This window comes from Paeniglutamicibacter terrestris (genome assembly GCF_012271785.1).
GTDB classification, from domain to species: domain Bacteria; phylum Actinomycetota; class Actinomycetes; order Actinomycetales; family Micrococcaceae; genus Paeniglutamicibacter; species Paeniglutamicibacter terrestris.
Genome location: NZ_JAAWVT010000011.1, coordinates 1 through 16,025 on the forward strand (window position 1 = coordinate 1; position 16,025 = coordinate 16,025).

Annotated in this window: 15 protein-coding genes; 13 read left to right on the top strand and 2 right to left on the bottom strand. The window is 61.8% G+C overall.

Annotated features, from left to right (window positions below):
- The first annotated feature begins 262 nt into the window (after positions 1 to 262).
- Both HED64_RS17030 and HED64_RS17035 read left to right on the top strand, forming a co-directional pair.
- A complete protein-coding gene (locus HED64_RS17030) occupies positions 263 to 484 on the top strand; it encodes an antitoxin (protein ID WP_168153181.1) in 222 nt (73 codons plus the stop codon).
- 161 nt (positions 485 to 645) lie between these two features.
- The gene (locus tag HED64_RS17035) at positions 646 to 1,785 is read left to right on the top strand and encodes a benzoate/H(+) symporter BenE family transporter (RefSeq protein WP_342590760.1); all 1,140 of its coding nucleotides are present in this window, start codon (positions 646 to 648) and stop codon (positions 1,783 to 1,785) included.
- A 109-nt stretch (positions 1,786 to 1,894) separates the two neighbouring features.
- Here HED64_RS17035 and zapE read toward each other — a convergent pair whose 3' ends face one another.
- Positions 1,895 to 2,932, bottom strand: a complete 1,038-nt coding sequence (zapE, locus tag HED64_RS17040; protein WP_168153183.1) for a cell division protein ZapE — start codon at positions 2,930 to 2,932, stop codon at positions 1,895 to 1,897.
- Positions 2,933 to 3,203: 271 nt separating this feature from the next.
- Here zapE and HED64_RS17045 point away from each other — a divergent pair, with 271 nt between their 5' ends.
- From HED64_RS17045 to ybaK, 3 genes are all read left to right on the top strand, one after another.
- Positions 3,204 to 4,112: a sulfurtransferase gene (locus HED64_RS17045; protein ID WP_168153184.1), complete on the top strand. Its 909-nt coding sequence runs from the start codon at positions 3,204 to 3,206 to the stop codon at positions 4,110 to 4,112.
- A gap of 4 nt (positions 4,113 to 4,116) precedes the next feature.
- Positions 4,117 to 4,566 carry a SufE family protein gene (locus HED64_RS17050; protein WP_168153185.1) on the top strand — a complete coding sequence of 150 codons (450 nt, stop codon included), beginning with the start codon at positions 4,117 to 4,119 and terminating at the stop codon, positions 4,564 to 4,566.
- Between the two features lie 78 nt (positions 4,567 to 4,644).
- Positions 4,645 to 5,151, top strand: a complete 507-nt coding sequence (ybaK, locus tag HED64_RS17055) for a Cys-tRNA(Pro) deacylase (RefSeq protein ID WP_168153186.1) — start codon at positions 4,645 to 4,647, stop codon at positions 5,149 to 5,151.
- A gap of 19 nt (positions 5,152 to 5,170) precedes the next feature.
- Here the strand turns inward: ybaK and HED64_RS17060 are convergent, their stop codons facing one another.
- A complete protein-coding gene (locus HED64_RS17060; protein WP_168153187.1) occupies positions 5,171 to 6,406 on the bottom strand; it encodes an alpha/beta hydrolase in 1,236 nt (411 codons plus the stop codon).
- A 121-nt stretch (positions 6,407 to 6,527) separates the two neighbouring features.
- Here HED64_RS17060 and msrB point away from each other — a divergent pair, with 121 nt between their 5' ends.
- The 8 genes from msrB (at position 6,528) to HED64_RS17100 (ending at position 16,009) form a co-directional block, all read left to right on the top strand.
- A complete protein-coding gene (msrB, locus tag HED64_RS17065) occupies positions 6,528 to 6,968 on the top strand; it encodes a peptide-methionine (R)-S-oxide reductase MsrB (protein ID WP_342590761.1) in 441 nt (146 codons plus the stop codon).
- A gap of 225 nt (positions 6,969 to 7,193) precedes the next feature.
- Positions 7,194 to 8,567, top strand: a complete 1,374-nt coding sequence (locus HED64_RS17070; protein ID WP_168153189.1) for a DUF6421 family protein — start codon at positions 7,194 to 7,196, stop codon at positions 8,565 to 8,567.
- A 42-nt stretch (positions 8,568 to 8,609) separates the two neighbouring features.
- A complete protein-coding gene (locus HED64_RS17075) occupies positions 8,610 to 9,338 on the top strand; it encodes an SDR family NAD(P)-dependent oxidoreductase (RefSeq protein WP_168153190.1) in 729 nt (242 codons plus the stop codon).
- Between the two features lie 53 nt (positions 9,339 to 9,391).
- Complete coding sequence (locus tag HED64_RS17080) at positions 9,392 to 10,453, top strand: threonine aldolase family protein (protein WP_168153191.1); 1,062 nt, start codon at positions 9,392 to 9,394, stop codon at positions 10,451 to 10,453.
- A gap of 62 nt (positions 10,454 to 10,515) precedes the next feature.
- Positions 10,516 to 11,130 carry a DUF3000 domain-containing protein gene (locus tag HED64_RS17085; RefSeq protein ID WP_342590763.1) on the top strand — a complete coding sequence of 205 codons (615 nt, stop codon included), beginning with the start codon at positions 10,516 to 10,518 and terminating at the stop codon, positions 11,128 to 11,130.
- A 53-nt stretch (positions 11,131 to 11,183) separates the two neighbouring features.
- Positions 11,184 to 12,494, top strand: coding sequence for an HRDC domain-containing protein (locus HED64_RS17090; protein WP_168153192.1), 1,311 nt, complete (start codon positions 11,184 to 11,186; stop codon positions 12,492 to 12,494).
- A 145-nt stretch (positions 12,495 to 12,639) separates the two neighbouring features.
- On the top strand, positions 12,640 to 13,878 hold the full coding sequence (locus HED64_RS17095) for a thiolase family protein (protein WP_342590764.1): 1,239 nt from the start codon (positions 12,640 to 12,642) through the stop codon (positions 13,876 to 13,878).
- A gap of 4 nt (positions 13,879 to 13,882) precedes the next feature.
- The gene (locus tag HED64_RS17100; RefSeq protein ID WP_168153193.1) at positions 13,883 to 16,009 is read left to right on the top strand and encodes a 3-hydroxyacyl-CoA dehydrogenase NAD-binding domain-containing protein; all 2,127 of its coding nucleotides are present in this window, start codon (positions 13,883 to 13,885) and stop codon (positions 16,007 to 16,009) included.
- The last annotated feature ends 16 nt before the right edge of the window (positions 16,010 to 16,025 follow it).

A 16,025-nucleotide genomic window follows, 5' to 3' on the forward strand; every position in this document is an offset into this window, starting at 1 on the left:
TCTACCCACCCAGCTAGATAGCCCTCACCTTGGTTTAGATTCCTCGAGGTTTAGGTTCCTCGAGCGCATATGGCGATCCCGAGACGGCACTTTCTCGCTACCTCACACTCTCGCTTAGGCCCAGATTATTTACGAAAATTACCAGTCGCGGCCGCTTTCTTCGAGAAATTCACGCAAATGTCCTTGTATCGCTACCTACAGTGCCTAAAATGATGTCTAGGCGGGGCGGTTATTGCCCCCATTAGTGAAGAGGAGGTGCCTTTTGTCTATTTTTGACGACCTAAAGGGCAAGGCCGAAGGACTCAAGGAGAAGGCTGCAGAGCTGATCCAGGAGAACTCGGGCAAGATTGGTGAGGCCATTGACAACGCTGGCGACTTCATCGACGAAAAGACCGGTGGCAAGTTCGCCGAGCACGTCGATAAGGTTCAGGACGGCGCCAAGGGTTTCGTTGACAAGGGCAAAGACGGAAATCCAACCGTCTAACCTCTAACGATTCACTAGGACTCCTGCCCTAGGTACGACAATACGGGTGCTGGTACTGCCGCGAGGCAGGACCAGCACCTGTCGTTTAAAGAAAGCTAGCCACCGTGACTCTCCCCCCTGTATCACTGTCGCCACAACGGCCGCCTCTTGTGCAGCCGATCGTGGCGGGTCTCATCACCGCACTGGTCGGTTACACCGCATCATTTGCCGTGGTTCTCACCGGACTCAAAGCGGTTGGAGCGACCGACTCCCAAGCAGCCTCGGGACTCTTCGCATTAACCATCGCACTTGCCATCTGCGCTTTCGCTCTGGCCTGGTTTACCCGCCGACCCATCACCACGGCTTGGTCAACTCCCGGGGCTGCCTTACTAGCCGGATCCGCGGCCCTGAATTTCGGGTGGAACGAAGCGGTTGGCGCCTTCATCATGACCGGCCTGCTGATCGCTGCCACCGGTGCCATCCCTTGGTTGGGGAAGATCCTCGCCTCTATCCCCGTCCCGCTGGCCCAAGCCATGCTCGCCGGCGTTTTGCTCAAGCTCTGCCTGGCACCCTTCGTGGCGTTGTCTACAATCCCGCTGTACGTCGCTCCCATCATCGTCATATGGCTCGTGTTTCTACGTCTAAGCCCTCGATGGGCAGTTCCAGCAGCCATGGGAGCGGCATTGGGGATCGCAGGATTCACCATGGCGCAAAGCGGCAACGTGGTGAGCGCCCATGAGCTGTTGCCGACTCTCGAATTCACTGTTCCAACATTTACGGTGGCGGCCTTCAGCGGCATAACTCTGCCACTATTTGTGGTCACAATGGCCTCACAAAATGTTCCCGGTGTGGCGGTCCTGGCCAGCTTTAACTACGAAACACCGTGGCGTTCCTCCATGTTGGCCACCGGACTTGGTTCATCGGTGGCGGCACTTTTTGGTGGTCACGCCATCAATCTAGCGGCAATATCTGCAGCCCTTGCCGCGGGTGAGGAGGCCGGAGCTGACCGTTCACGCCGCTGGATTGCAGCAGCTTCGTCAGCAGTTTTCTACATCCTTCTAGGACTAGCTTCGGCATCTATCACCGCCCTTGCCACTGCCAGCCCGGAGGGCTTATTGGAGGCAGCCGCAGGATTGGCCCTGTTTGCCACGTTAGGAGCCTCGGCTTCTTCGGCGCTATCTGACCCACGCAGCAGAATGAGCTCGCTGGTGGCATTCCTGATTGCCGGTTCCGGGTTGAGCTTTGCGGGGATCGGCGGCGCGTTCTGGGCGTTGCTTACAGGTCTCGGCCTACGTCTGCTGCTGGAACGCAAAATGCCCTAGATTTCTGTTCATCTCAAAAAACAACGAGGCCGCGTCGACTCTCCTTCCCCACCTAACTACGGGTGAAAGCGGGGATGGAGCTGTCGGCGCGGCCTTGAATATGTGTTCTTTAGAGAGCAGGGTCCCCGGTCTGGCCTTCACGGGCCAGTGCGGTGAGGCGGGAAACCGCACGGAAGTACTTCTTTTGATATCCGCCCGCCATCATTTCCGCGGTGAAAAGCTCGCTGAACGGCTTTCCTGAGGCAACGATCGGTACATCCTTGTCGTAAAGTCGGTCAGCCAAAACAACAAAGCGCAGTGCTACTGCCTGCTCGGTGATGGTTTCAACGTTGTGCAGGACCAAGACGTCGGTCTCGGACAGCAAGGCGCGGTAGCGGCTGGGGTGGACCTTGGAGATGTGGGCCACCAGATCCGAGAAGTCATCAATCGCGAAGGTTTTATCTCCGTAGCGTTCCATGGCGAATTCCTCAATGGCCTCATCGGCCACGGGAACCGGCGCGTCAGGAAGTCCGCGGTGGCGGAAGTCAACGCCGTCCACGCGGTGAACGTCGAATTGTTCGGAAAGCACCTTGATCTCGCGTTGGAAGTCCATGGCCGCAAAGCGGCCCTCACCCAAGGCACCGGGAAGGGTGTTGGACGTTGCGGCGATTTTCACACCGGCGTCGGAAAGCTCGCGCATGAGGCGAGACATCAGAACGGTGTCTCCCGGATCATCGAGTTCGAACTCATCGATGCAGACCAGCGAGTAGGTGCTCAGGACCTCAACGGTCTGGCGGAAAGACAGTGCGCCAACGAGGTTGGTGTACTCCACAAAGGTGCCAAAGGCCTTACGGCCCGGTGCCAGGTGCCACAGCGATGCCAAGAGGTGAGTCTTGCCAACACCGAAACCGCCATCAAGGTACATGCCCGACTTTTCGACCTTCTTCTTACCGAAGAGGCTCGACAGGAATCCGCCCTTGGATTTGCCGATCGTCGAGGCAAAGTGCTGAAGCTTAGTGACTGCTTCCGCCTGCGTCGGCCAAGCCGGATCCGGACGGTAGGTGTTGAAGGAAACCTCGCCGAACCGGTAGGACGGATGGAAGCCGGCCAGAAGATCGTCAAGGGAGACCGTTGGTGTTCGTTGGGAAAGATGCGTAATCGTGGCCATACGGCGAAACGGTCCTTAGGTCTTCGAAAAGGTGGCGGTGGTGCGTTGGCGGCGCAAAGACACGCCTCGGTCATTTTATGCCCAGACCTCAACCATCCCCTAAATGAGCGTCGGAGTGCACGCGGGCGAGCTGCTTACTTCCACCCCGCTCTGGACGCTGGGAGCGAAATATGGCGTTGCATAACCTCCGAGCGCTGTGCCGGGCCACCCGGATGGCTAGGCTTGAAGCAGCACTATCCCCCAAACTTTCTTGTTGTGAGGTCAAATCATCATGAGCCTGCCCATCGACTCCAATCCGTCCTTCTCCGACTATGCCCATCCAGAACGGCTGGTCTCCACCGATTGGCTGGCGGAGAATCTGTCCACGGCGAATCTGGTGATCCTCGAATCCAATGAAGACATCCTGTTATACGACATGGGTCATATCCCCGGTGCCGTAAAGGTTGACTGGCACACCGAGCTCAACGACGAAGACACCCGCGACTATGTTGACGGTGCAGGCTTCGCCGCATTGATGGCAGCCAAGGGCATCACCCGTGAGTCCACCGTGGTTATTTACGGCGACAAATCCAACTGGTGGGCAGCCTATGCGCTCTGGGTCTTCACCTTGTTCGGCCACGAAGATGTGCGCCTGCTCGACGGTGGCCGCGACAAGTGGATTGCCGAGGGACGCGAGATCACTCGCGACAAGCCCACCACCACCGCGAGCAGCTACCCGGTCATCGAGCGTGATGACACTCTCATCCGCGCATTCCTGCCCCAGGTGTTCGAGCACTTCGGCAAGCCCATGATCGACGTGCGCTCATCGGAGGAATACACCGGCGAGCGCACACACATGCCTGCCTACCCGGAAGAAGGCACCTTGCGCGGCGGACACATTCCCTCCGCTGCGTCCGTGCCCTGGGCCAAGGCCGCTGCGGAGGACGGGACCTTCAAGTCCCGCGCCGAGCTCGAAGCGATCTACCTAGGCGAAGCTGGCCTGACCCCCGGTGATGATGTGATCGCTTATTGCCGGATCGGCGAGCGCTCCAGTCACACCTGGTTTGCCCTGCAGTTCCTGCTCGGTTTCGAAAACGTACGCAACTACGACGGTTCCTGGACCGAGTGGGGCAATGCCGTTCGTGTCCCGATCGTGAAGGGTATCGAACCCGGAGCCGTACCCACAGGATACGGAGCCTAGGATCATGAGCGAGCTGCCAGCAGCCCTTGCGGAGATCGTTGAGGACTTTCAGGCTGTCACCGAACCGGATCGATTGCAGCTATTGCTGGAGTTCTCCGAGGAGTTGCCCGAACTTCCGGCGCGTTTGGCCGATCACCCCGATCTGCTCGAACAGGTCGTTGAATGCCAGACGCCGCTGTTCCTGACCATCGAGGTCGAACCTGCCGGAGATCGTCGTGTCTCACTGTTCTTCTCCGCTCCCCCGCAGGCACCGACCACGCGCGGTTTTGCCTCGGTGCTTCATCAGGGTCTTGATGGGCTTCCGGCCGCGGCGGTATTGGCCGTCCCCGATGACATGCCCAATCAGCTTGGACTCACCCGTGCGCTGACGCCATTGCGTTTGCGCGGCATGAGCGCGATGCTTGGACGCATTAAGCGTCAAGTTTCGGAGCGCGTCGAAGCCCCGGCCAGCTAGTTACCTCCGGCACAGCGGTATCGGGCGTCGGGTCACTCCGGCGCCCATCCGCGTTAAGCAAGGAATCTGAACCCCGAAATGTCTAAGAAGAAGAGCGCCTCTGCGGCCAGTACCCCGGCGACCACGGTATTGGATCGGGCGGCGGTGAACTACTCACTACACCCCTATACCCATGACAAGGCGGCGGAGAGCTTCGGACTCGAAGCCGCCGAAGCTCTCGGGGTTGCCCCGCAGCGGGTGTTCAAGACCCTGCTGGTAGCCACCGGGGCTTCGGGAGCCGGGGCCCTGGCCGTTGGCATCGTTCCGGTGAACCGACACCTCGATCTCAAGGCCATGGCCAGTGCACTGGGTGCGAAGAAGGTGGAAATGGCCGATCCCGCAGCGGCCGAACGGCGCACCGGATATGTTCTCGGTGGCATTTCACCGCTGGGGCAGCGCAATCCCTCACGCACGGTAATGGATGCCAGCGCCCTGGACTTTGCCACGGTTTTTGTCTCCGGTGGACACCGGGGGCTGGACATCGAACTGTCGCCGTCCGATTTACAGCGGCTCACCGAGGCGCTCATCGCCCCCATCGGCCACTGAGTTGTTGGCCCCGGCGCGCTCAGTCCCCGGGGCGCGGTGCATTCAGCACCCCATGCAGGAATGACTCCACTTCTGATTCCCAGCGCTGCGGGTCAACATTCCATTCGCGGGTGTGTCCCGCACGGGTGAAGCGTGAGAGCCCCACCAGCTGGGGGTTGAGTTCGGCAAGTTGTTCGGAGGGGCCGATCGGGACGAAGTCATCGTCCTCGCTGTGCAGAATCAGGGTGGGCATCCGCAACTGGTCATGGCGCTCCACCCAGTTCAGGATCTTCAGGTCCAGTGGTGCTGCCAGCCCCGTCATCCAGCGTCCGGCCTTATGGGCCAGGAGCCACTGCCCCAACCTGCCCACAGCCTCCGGGATGCGGTTGAGTTTCGCTTGGTGGGAGAGCACATCGATCCAGTTGATCACCGGTCCATCAAGTACCAGTGCGCCGATCTTGAGCGCGTGTGTTGATTTGTCGGCCACCTGCAGCGCGATGGCGCCACCCATGGACCAGCCGATAAGCACAATCTCCTTAGCTCCGGCATTAATCGCGTAGTCGATGGCCGCCTCGATGTCTGGCCATTCCGTGGCGCCGAGCCCATACCGGCCGTCCACCGCTGCCGGTGCCACCCCATCATTACGGTAGGAGACGAGCAGAGCACTCAGCCCCAGCCGGCGCAAGAGTGGTAGGGCCCGAAGCCCCTCCTTGCGATTGGCTCCGCGGCCGTGCACACAAATGGCCCAGGTATCTGCGTTGTGCTCCCCCGGAACAAACCAGGCCGGAGCCATGCCACCGAGGATGGGGATGTTGACCTCGTCGTATTCCGCACCCAAATCAGCCGGAGAATCGTAGACGATGCCAGATAGCCTGCCCCGCACCGCGGTCGACAGGTCCCCGAAGTACACCTTTTCTACCGATCGAGTGACGGTGCCGTCACCCGGTCGATATCCCTTGGGTTCTCCCAGTCGCGCGTGTCCGGTATCGGCGGAAAAGAGCAGTGAATAGCGGCCCGGTGCCGAGGATTCCTTGTCCGCCGATACGATCACGTCGTGTCCGGCTTCTGTGGGTACCAGGGCCAGGATTTCTATGTCCTGGTGCGGGACGGCATCGGGCGTGACCACCCTGCGGGCGAAATACGCTCCGAGGGCAGAAACGCTGCCAGCAAAGACCGATCCGGCCGCGGCCCCGGCTCCAACTCCAAGAAGCACCCAACTCAGGTGCTTGCCCGCTGAGCGGGCGCGTGGGGAATTCGGAGAAAGTTTTTGCTTCATGCCAACCATCATCGCAAAGAAACCCCATCCATCGTGGGCTTTGACTCGGAGGACTTTCTACTTTCCGTCATCCAATGGGATTTTCGGGAATGAGCGCGCCGCGGCCGGTGTTGTGCGTTGTGTGAGCGAAAACCAGACCCCCGAGTCAGTACCCACCTCACGTTCCTCGAACGTGACCAAGACCAATGAGCAGTGGCGCAGCGAAATGACCGCCGACGAGTTTCGGGTGATGCGCCAGGCCGGCACCGAGGCTCCCTTCAGTGGCGAGTATTGGGACACCACCACAGCGGGTGTCTACGAGTGCCGAGCCTGCGGCGAAGAACTCTTCACGTCCAACGCCAAGTTTGACGCTGGCTGCGGTTGGCCCTCGTTCTTCGCACCGTTGGCAGAGGAACGGGTGAGGTACATCCGCGATTCGTCGATGGGGATGGTTCGTGTCGAGGTGCGTTGCGCTTCCTGCGATTCACATCTTGGTCACGTCTTCGAAGGTGAAGGATTTAATACTCCAACCGACCAGCGTTTCTGCATGAATTCGGTCTCGCTGAGGCTCAAGAACCTCTGATCCGTTCGGTGTTCGTGGCTCGGTGCCGGGGATGCGCGTGGTGCCCCGGAACCGAGCATTCCTTCTACTCGTACCTTGATGCCTCAGCCACGGCCCATGCAACAGGGTTGCTAATGCTTGCGGTGATAATCGATCAGCAATCATTGCCCATAGCTACGCTGGAAACAACAACAGCCCGCAGTAACAGGCGGCGCTTCCAGCAGTACCGAAATGGGGTATACCGAAATGTCACACGCAACTCTTCCCAAGCCACTCTCGAATTCAGAGCTCATCGTCACCGAATCTTGGCTGACACTGAAGGCGGCAGCAACCACGTTCCAGGGACTCCAGGGACAGGACGGCTCGGTACCCGAAGAAGCTGACAAATCTCACGCCACGGAACTGCTGAACGTCATTGCCGATTCGATCCGAAATCTAGCTCCGCACTTTGAGCACGACGCCGCCTACCTCACCGCCCTGGTGAGCGATCTTGAGGCCTGGTCGGCTTCCGGATTCGGTGTCCCTGACTTCCTAGACTCGCTGCTGGCCTTCACCCCTCAGCTCGCACGCATTGACGGCCTGCGTCACCTGGTACTTTTCCCGATGTACACGCAGAACGGTTCCACCGACCGACTGCTCGAAGCGGTACTCATCGAGGTCATCTGGCCCGATTTCATCGGCACCTTGGAAGCCGGGGACTACAGCAACAAGCTTTTTGTTCCGCTGCGATTCCTGGACTTCACCCCCGGCTATGACACCAATTCCGCGGTACTCTTCCCCGAGTCCGTGGCCATCCGTGAAACCCCGTCCTTCACCTGGGGCGCCATCTTCCAGGATCGCGAGGCCGCGCGCTTCCGCCGCGTGCTGAAGGAAGCTTCGAACATCACCAACCTCGAACTCCCCGCCGACGCGGCTGCCATGCTCACCGATCAGTCACTGACCGAAGAGACCTTCGTGATGTGGGACCTGATCCACGACCGGACGCACATGCGTGGCGATCTGCCCTTTGACCCCTTCATGATCAAGCAGCGTATGCCCTTCTTCCTGTACTCGCTCGAGGAACTGCGCTGCGATCTGACGGCCTTCCGCGAATCGGTCAAAATCTCCCGCGACGAGGCGCACGATCCCATCACCCGTCAGCACGCCAAGCTCGTCCAGTATGCGGTCATCTTCGACAGGATTTTCCGCTTCGCCATTACCGGAACGCGCACCCGCAACTACGACGCCGTGGGTGGACAGTTACTCTTTGCCTGGATGCACCAGCACCACGTGCTCCACTGGACGGACACCAAGTTGAGCATCGACTGGGATCTGGTCCCGGAGGTCGTGTGCGCCCTGGGTGATTCCATCGACGAGCTCTACTGGCGCTCCATCGACCGCCCGAAGATCTCTCACTGGTTGGCAGCCTACGAGCTGGTCTCCACCACCCTGACCCCGCACCCCGCCTCTACCTGGGCCAAGGGCCCGGACGCCCTGCCGCTGAACGCGCCCCTGCGTGAAATGACCGATCAGGTGATGGACGACGAATTCCCCCTCTCGATGTTCTACGAGGCCCTGAGCAAGAAGATGCGCCCGATCATCGAGTCCACCGTGGGTATTACCGGCACCTCCAGCATCTAAATACCCATCTCAATCCCTGAAACGAGCGATAGAATAACTTCCATGGGCGAACTTCACGATGTGACGATACTGATTGCCGGGGCAACCTCCGCCGCAGGTGTCGCGGTGGCGCGAGCGCTCTGCGATGCCGGAGCAACGGTGCTGGCCGCAGGGTCCAACGCCGATCGTCTGGCATCGGCCCTGCCCTTTGTGCACGGGCGCTACGAGGTGGATCTGACCAACCATGGCGCAGTTTCCGAACTCCACGCACTGATCGACACCGAACGCGGGCCCATTGACGGGCTTTTGCACCTGGTGGGCGGTTGGCGCGGCGGCAAGGGACTGCCCGGGCAAATCGACGATGATTATGCGTACCTGCACACCCAGATTCTTGGCACGCTGCGCAACACCTCCCGGGTCTTCCGCGACGACCTGGTCGCCTCGGCGTGCGGACGCATTGCCATCGTCTCGGCCACGGCGGTTGATGCACCCAGCGGTTCAAACGCCAACTACTCCACGGCCAAGGCGGCGGCCGAGGCCTGGATGAAGTCGGTGGCTGCGGAGCTGCGTGTGGCCCAGTCCGGAAACAAGCTGACACCGGTACCCCAGCGAGCGGCCGCGGTGCGCTGGGTCATCAAGGCATTCACCGACCCCGCCACCCGCGCCGCACACCCGGATCGTTCCACCACCGGATTCACCGATGTTTCGGCGCTGGGCACCGCGGCGCTTGAGCTGTTCACGCACGACGCCGCGCAGCTCAACGGCGCGCGGATCCACCTGCCGGTGCTCTGAGACCGACACCCCCAACACCTCCACATCACGTGCACCACCTGAGTTAGGACCCCATGACAGTGACTTCCATCAACCACGACACCTCCGTGCGCGGATTCGCCTCCGATAACTACTCCGGAATCCACCCGGAAGTGTTGGCCGCCATCACCAGTGCCAACGGTGGACACCAGGTCGCCTACGGCGAGGATGAGTACACCGCCGAGCTCGGCCGCGTGATCGCCGGACATTTCGGCGAAACCGCCGCCATCTTCCCCGTCTTTAACGGCACCGGCGCCAACGTCACCGCCCTGCAGTCGCTCCTGCCCCGCTGGGGCGCGGTCATCTGCGCGCAAAGCGCGCATATCAACGTCGATGAGAACGGTGCACCGGAGCGCATTGGTGGCATGAAGCTGCTCTCGGTTCCCACCACCGATGGCAAGCTCACGGTGGAGGCCATCAACAAGGAAGCCTGGGGCTGGGGGGACGAGCACCGCGCTCAGCCGTTGGCCGTCTCCCTGACGCAGTCCACCGAGCTGGGCACCCTGTACACCCTGGAAGAGCTGCGCGCGATCACCGAGCACGCCCATTCCTTGGGCATGCGGGTACACATGGACGGGGCCCGGATCTCCAATGCCGCAGCCGCCCTGGGTGTGGGGCTGGGCGAGATGACCACCGGCACCGGCATCGACATCCTGTCCCTGGGGGGCACCAAAAACGGCATAATGTTTGGTGAAGGAATCGTCACGCTCTCGCCGGGCCCGGCCGAGTCCATCAAGTACCTGCGCAAAATGAACATGCAGCTGGCCTCCAAGATGCGCTTCATCTCCGCCCAGTTACTCGCGCTCTACGGCACCGACCTGTGGCTGGATTCGGCGGCGCACGCCAATGCCATGGCGGCCCGGCTCTCGGCCGGGGTGCAGGCCACCGATGGTGTTGAGTTGCTCTACCCCACGCAATCCAACGGCGTCTTCGCCACGCTGCCCAACAACGTGGCAGATGCCCTGCGTGAGCGCTTCCGCTTCTACGACTGGGACCGGGCGGCACAGCAGGTCCGCTGGATGTGCTCCTTTGATACCACCGAGGCCGACGTTGATGCATTCCTCGCCGCACTGCGTGAAGAACTGGGCAGAAACTAGCCGCTAAGACTTTGCGGCGTGCCGCAGGCCTCACGGCCTGCGGCACACTTTAGACTCGCCATGTGACAACCCATGGACCCATTCAAGCAGTGCCACCGGCCTTCCTTGACGCGCTAGCAGCGGTTCGCCGTGCCAGCTGCCGCAAGGAGATCTCCCTGCGGGAAATCCCCGCCCCGGCACGCTTGGCACCCTACGCCTTGGCGCTCTCGGCAGATGTCTACGAGCGCACCCCGCGCCGGGGCCACGGCGCCGAGGAATCGCATGGTGAGGAACTGGCCACCGGCCGCTTTGTCTTGCTCCACGACCCCGCTGGCTCGGCCCTCTGGGACGGCACCTTCCGCATCGTGACCTACATTCGAGCGCGCATGGATGCCGAAATGGGCAACGATGCGATGCTCGGCTCGGTCGCCTGGACCTGGTTGCTTGATGCGCTGAACGAGTCCGGTGCCGACTACCGGCAGGCCGGTGGCACCACCACCCGCGTGCTCTCGGAAAGCTACGGCATCCTGGCCAACCGGGCGGAGACCATCGACATTGAATTGCGCGCCTCCTGGACCCCTGGGGACCAAGACATCTCCGCTCACCTGCAGGCGTGGGCGGACATGGTCTGCACCTTCGCTGGGTTACCCCCGCTACCCAGCGGTGTTACGGCACTTCCCCACCGTCGCCTCTCCTAGCACGGCACGGCACCACCGGGCGCACCACAATCGGTACTAGAATTGGTGACACCATGACCCGTACCCCCCACGCCACGAACACCAGCCGCATCGAAGACCTCGAGTCCGAGCCCTTGTTGAGCCCGCAAACGGAGGAAGAACCGCAGCCTCCGGCCCCCGAGCCCATCCTGCTCGATACCCCGCGCGACGGAGTCCCCGAGGTCATCACCACCGCTCCGGGACTGGCCCGGGCGGCTCGAGCCATCGCCGCTGGCACCGGTCCGGTATCCATCGACGCCGAGCGCGCCTCCGGCTTCCGCTACGGACAGCGCGCCTTTTTGGTGCAGTTACGCCGCGAGGGATCGGGCTCCTGGCTGATCGACCCCGTTCCCTTTGAGGATCTGGCCCCGATCCAGGAAGCCATCGGTGAGGAAATCTGGATTCTGCACGCCGCTTCGCAGGACCTGCCGTGCCTGCGCGAACTGGGCATGAGTCCCACCCGGCTCTTTGATACCGAGCTGGCCGGCCGCATTGCCGGATTGCCACGCGTGGGCCTGGGCCCGGCCGTGGAATCCCTGCTGGGCCTACGCCTGGCCAAGGAGCATTCGGCAGCCGACTGGTCAACTCGTCCGCTGCCCGAACCGTGGCTGCGCTACGCGGCGCTGGACGTTGAGGTGCTGGATCAATTGCGTCTGGAACTGATCAAGATCCTGGAATCCGACGGCAAGCTGGCCTATGCCGAAGAGGAATTTGAGGCGGTGCGTACCGCCCCGCCGGCACCGGCGCGCATTGACCCGTGGCGTCGCACCTCCGGACTGCACCAGATTCGTGATCGTCGCACGTTGGCGGCGGTTCGTTCGCTCTGGGAGACCCGTGAGGCCTTGGCCAAGACCCGCGATGTGGCTCCGGGCCGCTTGATTCCCGACTCCGCCCTGGTGGCTGCCGCCAAGGCCAAGCCCAAGAGCGTCCCGGCACTATTAAAGACCCCCGGCTTCCACGGTCGTTCCGCCGGGCGGGATGCGCCCAAGTGGCTCCACGCCCTGCAGGAAGCCCAAGTCACCGAGGATCTGCCGCCGAATCAGGTCCCGACCAACGCACCGCCACCACCGCGGGTATGGGCGGATAAGGACCCGGTAGCCGCGGCGCGCTTGCAGACCGCCAAGGAGCGGATCACGCGCACCGCCGAGGCCCTGAATATCCCGACCGAGAACATGCTCACCCCCGATACGCTGCGTCGACTCTGCTGGAGCCCGCCGGCACAGATTGATCCGGACTCCGTGGCCGCCGCGTTGGCCGAACTCGGTGCCCGGTCGTGGCAGATTGAACTGCTCTGCCCGGTGATTACCGTGGCCTTGTTGGACCCCGACGAATTAGCCAAGCGCTAGTTCTCTGCCGGGCGGGATTTTCCCCTTTAGGGGCGAATCCCGCCCGGCATTTTTTCTGGCTCGCGGGTGCCGGGCTTGCACTCTAAGTTACTCACCAGTAGCGTATGGGGTGGATCACATTCCATCATCCATTCAAGGAGTACCGGTGAGCCCCCAGTCAGTGAACACTCGCAATCCGCGGCCCGTCCGCGACGTCGTCTTCGTCGACGGCGTCCGCACCCCCTTCGGCAAGGCCGGCGACAAGGGTATTTACCATGGCACCCGCGCCGATGACCTCGTGGTCAAATGCATCCGTGAACTGATGCGCCGCAACCCCTCGCTCCCCGCGGAGCGGATCGATGAGGTGGCGATCGCCGCCACCACACAGACCGGTGACCAGGGTCTGACCATCGGACGCACGGCAGCACTGCTCGCCGGCCTGCCGCAATCCGTCCCGGGATTCGCCATCGATAGGATGTGCGCCGGCGCCATGACGGCCGTGACCTCCACCGCCGGTTCCATTGCCTTTGGCGCCTACGACGTGGTCATCGCCGGCGGTGTTGAGCATATGGGCAACCACCCGATGGGCGCCGGCGCCGACCCCAATCCGCGTTTCCTTTCCGAACGCATCGTTGATCCGGCGGCCCTGAACATGGGCAACACCGCGGAAAATTTGCACGATCGCTTCCCCGCCATCACCAAACAACGCGCCGACGCCTACGCGGTGGCCTCACAAACCAAGCTGGCAGCCGCCTATGCGGCGGGGAATATCCAACCGGACATGGTCCCGGTGGCAGCCCAACGTCCCGGCGAGGGATTCAAGCTGCACACCACCGATGAGCCACCACGGCCAGGCACCACACTCGACTCACTCGCCGAATTGCGCACTCCCTTCCGTGCTCACGGTCGAGTCACCGCCGGCAACGCGGCCGGCCTAAATGACGGTGCCACCGCGGCGGTACTGGCCAGCGCGCAGGCTGCCGAAGAACTGGGACTCAAGGTCAAAATGCGCCTCGTCTCCTACGCCTTTGCCGGGGTTGAGCCCTCGGTCATGGGTATCGGCCCGGTCCCCGCCACCGAAAAGGCACTGGCCCAGGCCGGACTGAGCATCGAGGACATCGGACTCTTTGAAATCAACGAGGCCTTCGCCGTCCAAGTACTCTCCTTCCTTGACCACTACGGGATCAAGGACACCGATGAGAGAGTGAACCGCTACGGCGGCGCCATCGCCGTGGGCCACCCCTTGGCTTCCTCGGGCGTCCGCCTGATGAACCAGCTGGCTCGCCAATTTGAGCAGGACCCCACCGTCCGCTATGGACTAACCACCATGTGCATCGGCTTGGGCATGGGCGGCACCGTGGTGTGGGAAAACCCGCACCACGCAGACTTCGGAAAGGATGCCTAAGGCCATGAGCTCCAGCACCATAGAAAATTTCGCTTCCCTGGCCGCGATGGTCCCGGACGAGATCATCACGCACTCTTTGATCGAGGATGTGCGGCTACCCAGCGGTGCCACGATCGCGCTGCTGACCCTCGATAACGGTTTTGACCATTCCAAGCCCACCACGCTGGGCCCGAATACCCTGTTGGAACTGCACGCGACACTTACCGAGCAAAAAAAGCGCGCGGCAGCAGGGGAAATCCAGGCACTGGCGCTCACCGGTAAACCCCACTACCTGGTCGCCGGCGCAGACTTGAACGGCGTCAAATCCCTGGCCTCACCGCAAAACGGTGCAGCTATGGCTTCTCTTGGTCACAGCGCCTACGATCTGTTGGCAGATCTCGGGGTCCCCACCTTCGCCCTCATCAACGGTGTGGCCCTCGGCGGGGGCCTGGAAATTGCTCTGGCCTGCACCTACCGCACCGTCTCTAGTGGAGCCAACGGCATCGGCTTGCCCGAAGCCTTCATCGGTTTGGTCCCGGGCTGGGGCGGGGTCTACCGACTGCCGCGCCTCATCGGACCCGAGGCCGCCATGACGGTCATGATCGAAAACCCGCTGAACAATAACCGCTCGCTTAATGGTGTAACTGCCGCCAAGCTGGGCGTCGCCGACACCTTGTTTGAACCCGCAGATTTCCTGGAGCAGTCACTGCTCTGGGCAGATGCTGTACTCACCGGCGAGATTACGGTGCAGCGCCCCAACGCCGTGGAACCAAACGGCAACCCGGAGATCACCGCGCGTTGGGCCGCCGCCGCGGCCAAGGCGCGAGCCTTCGTGGAGTCCAAGACCTCCAATGCCGCACCAGCGCCAGCCAAGGTGTTAGATGTCTTCGAGGCCGGGGCATCCATCACTCAGACGGAATCTGCGGCACTGGAAATCGCCGCTCTGACCGAACTGATGCAGACCCACGCGTTCCATAACACCGTCTACGCCTTCCTGGACTTAGTCCAGAAGCGCTCCAAGCGCCCAGCCGGGGCGCCGGATAAGAAGTTGGCTCGTCCCGTGAGCAAGGTGGGTGTTGTTGGTGCCGGCCTGATGGCCGGGCAGCTGGCGCTGCTTTTCGCCAAGAGCCTGAAGGTTCCGGTGGTCATCACCGACATTGACGCGGCCCGTGTAGAGAAGGGCCTTGCCTACATCCATGGCGAGATTGACAAGCAGTTGGCCAAGGGAAGAATTTCCCCGGACGCCGCCAACCGCACCAAGGCCCTGGTGACAGGTTCGGTCTCCAAGGCAGCCTTTGCCGATGCCGATTTTGTCATCGAAGCAGTTTTTGAGGAATTGTCGGTCAAGAAGCAGGTATTTGCCGAGGTCGAAGCGGTTGTCTCCGCCGAGTGCATCCTGGCAACCAATACCTCCTCACTCTCGGTCACCGAGATGGGTCGCGATTTGGCCCACCCCGAGCGGTTGGTGGGCTTCCACTTCTTCAACCCGGTGGCCCAGATGCCACTGTTGGAGATTGTCCGTGCCGAAAAAACCAATGATGTGGCCCTGGCAACAGCCTTCGCCCTGGGCAAGACGCTGCGCAAAACCAGCGTGCTGGTCAAGGACAATGCGGCATTTGTGGTCAACCGCATCCTGCTGCGATTGATGGGTGAGATTGCCAAGGCCTTTGATGATGGCACCGACGCCGCGACCGCCGATGGAGCCCTGCGTCCCATGGGTCTGCCGATGAGTCCGTTCACGTTGTTGGCCATGGTCGGAATCCCGGTGGCCAACCACGTTTCGGAGTCGCTGCATGCTGCTTTCGGCGAGCGCTTCCACGTCTCTTCAAACCAGCAGACGCTGATCAAGAACTCCATCACCTCCCTCTGGGTCCCGGCCTCCGACGGCACGCTAGAAATCCCCGCCTCGACACTGGAGCTGCTGGAGTTCGGCAACACTCCGAGTACGGCGGAGGAACTATTGGTTCGTACGCAGGATGCCTTGGCACAGGAAATTGGATTGATGCTCAACGAGGGCGTGGTTGCCGGTCCCGAGGACATCGATTTGTGCATGATCATGGGGGCAGGGTGGCCCATGCATCTGGGCGGCATCACTCCGTACCTTGATCAGGTCGGTGCTTCGGTACGGGCCAACGGAAAAACGTTCCACTAGGGCTAAGTTCTCCGCT

What these genes read in the sequence shown, in the direction of transcription:
- HED64_RS17045 (WP_168153184.1), top strand. Translation starts at nt 3,204, where the DNA reads ATGAGCCTGCCCATCGACTCCAATCCGTCCTTCTCCGACTATGCCCAT.
- ybaK (WP_168153186.1), top strand. Translation starts at nt 4,645, where the DNA reads ATGTCTAAGAAGAAGAGCGCCTCTGCGGCCAGTACCCCGGCGACCACG.
- HED64_RS17090 (WP_168153192.1), top strand. Translation starts at nt 11,184, where the DNA reads ATGACCCGTACCCCCCACGCCACGAACACCAGCCGCATCGAAGACCTC.
- zapE (WP_168153183.1), bottom strand. Translation starts at nt 2,932, where the DNA reads ATGGCCACGATTACGCATCTTTCCCAACGAACACCAACGGTCTCCCTT.
- HED64_RS17080 (WP_168153191.1), top strand. Translation starts at nt 9,392, where the DNA reads ATGACAGTGACTTCCATCAACCACGACACCTCCGTGCGCGGATTCGCC.
- HED64_RS17050 (WP_168153185.1), top strand. Translation starts at nt 4,117, where the DNA reads ATGAGCGAGCTGCCAGCAGCCCTTGCGGAGATCGTTGAGGACTTTCAG.
- HED64_RS17075 (WP_168153190.1), top strand. Translation starts at nt 8,610, where the DNA reads ATGGGCGAACTTCACGATGTGACGATACTGATTGCCGGGGCAACCTCC.
- HED64_RS17100 (WP_168153193.1), top strand. Translation starts at nt 13,883, where the DNA reads ATGAGCTCCAGCACCATAGAAAATTTCGCTTCCCTGGCCGCGATGGTC.
- HED64_RS17060 (WP_168153187.1), bottom strand. Translation starts at nt 6,406, where the DNA reads ATGAAGCAAAAACTTTCTCCGAATTCCCCACGCGCCCGCTCAGCGGGC.
- HED64_RS17070 (WP_168153189.1), top strand. Translation starts at nt 7,194, where the DNA reads ATGTCACACGCAACTCTTCCCAAGCCACTCTCGAATTCAGAGCTCATC.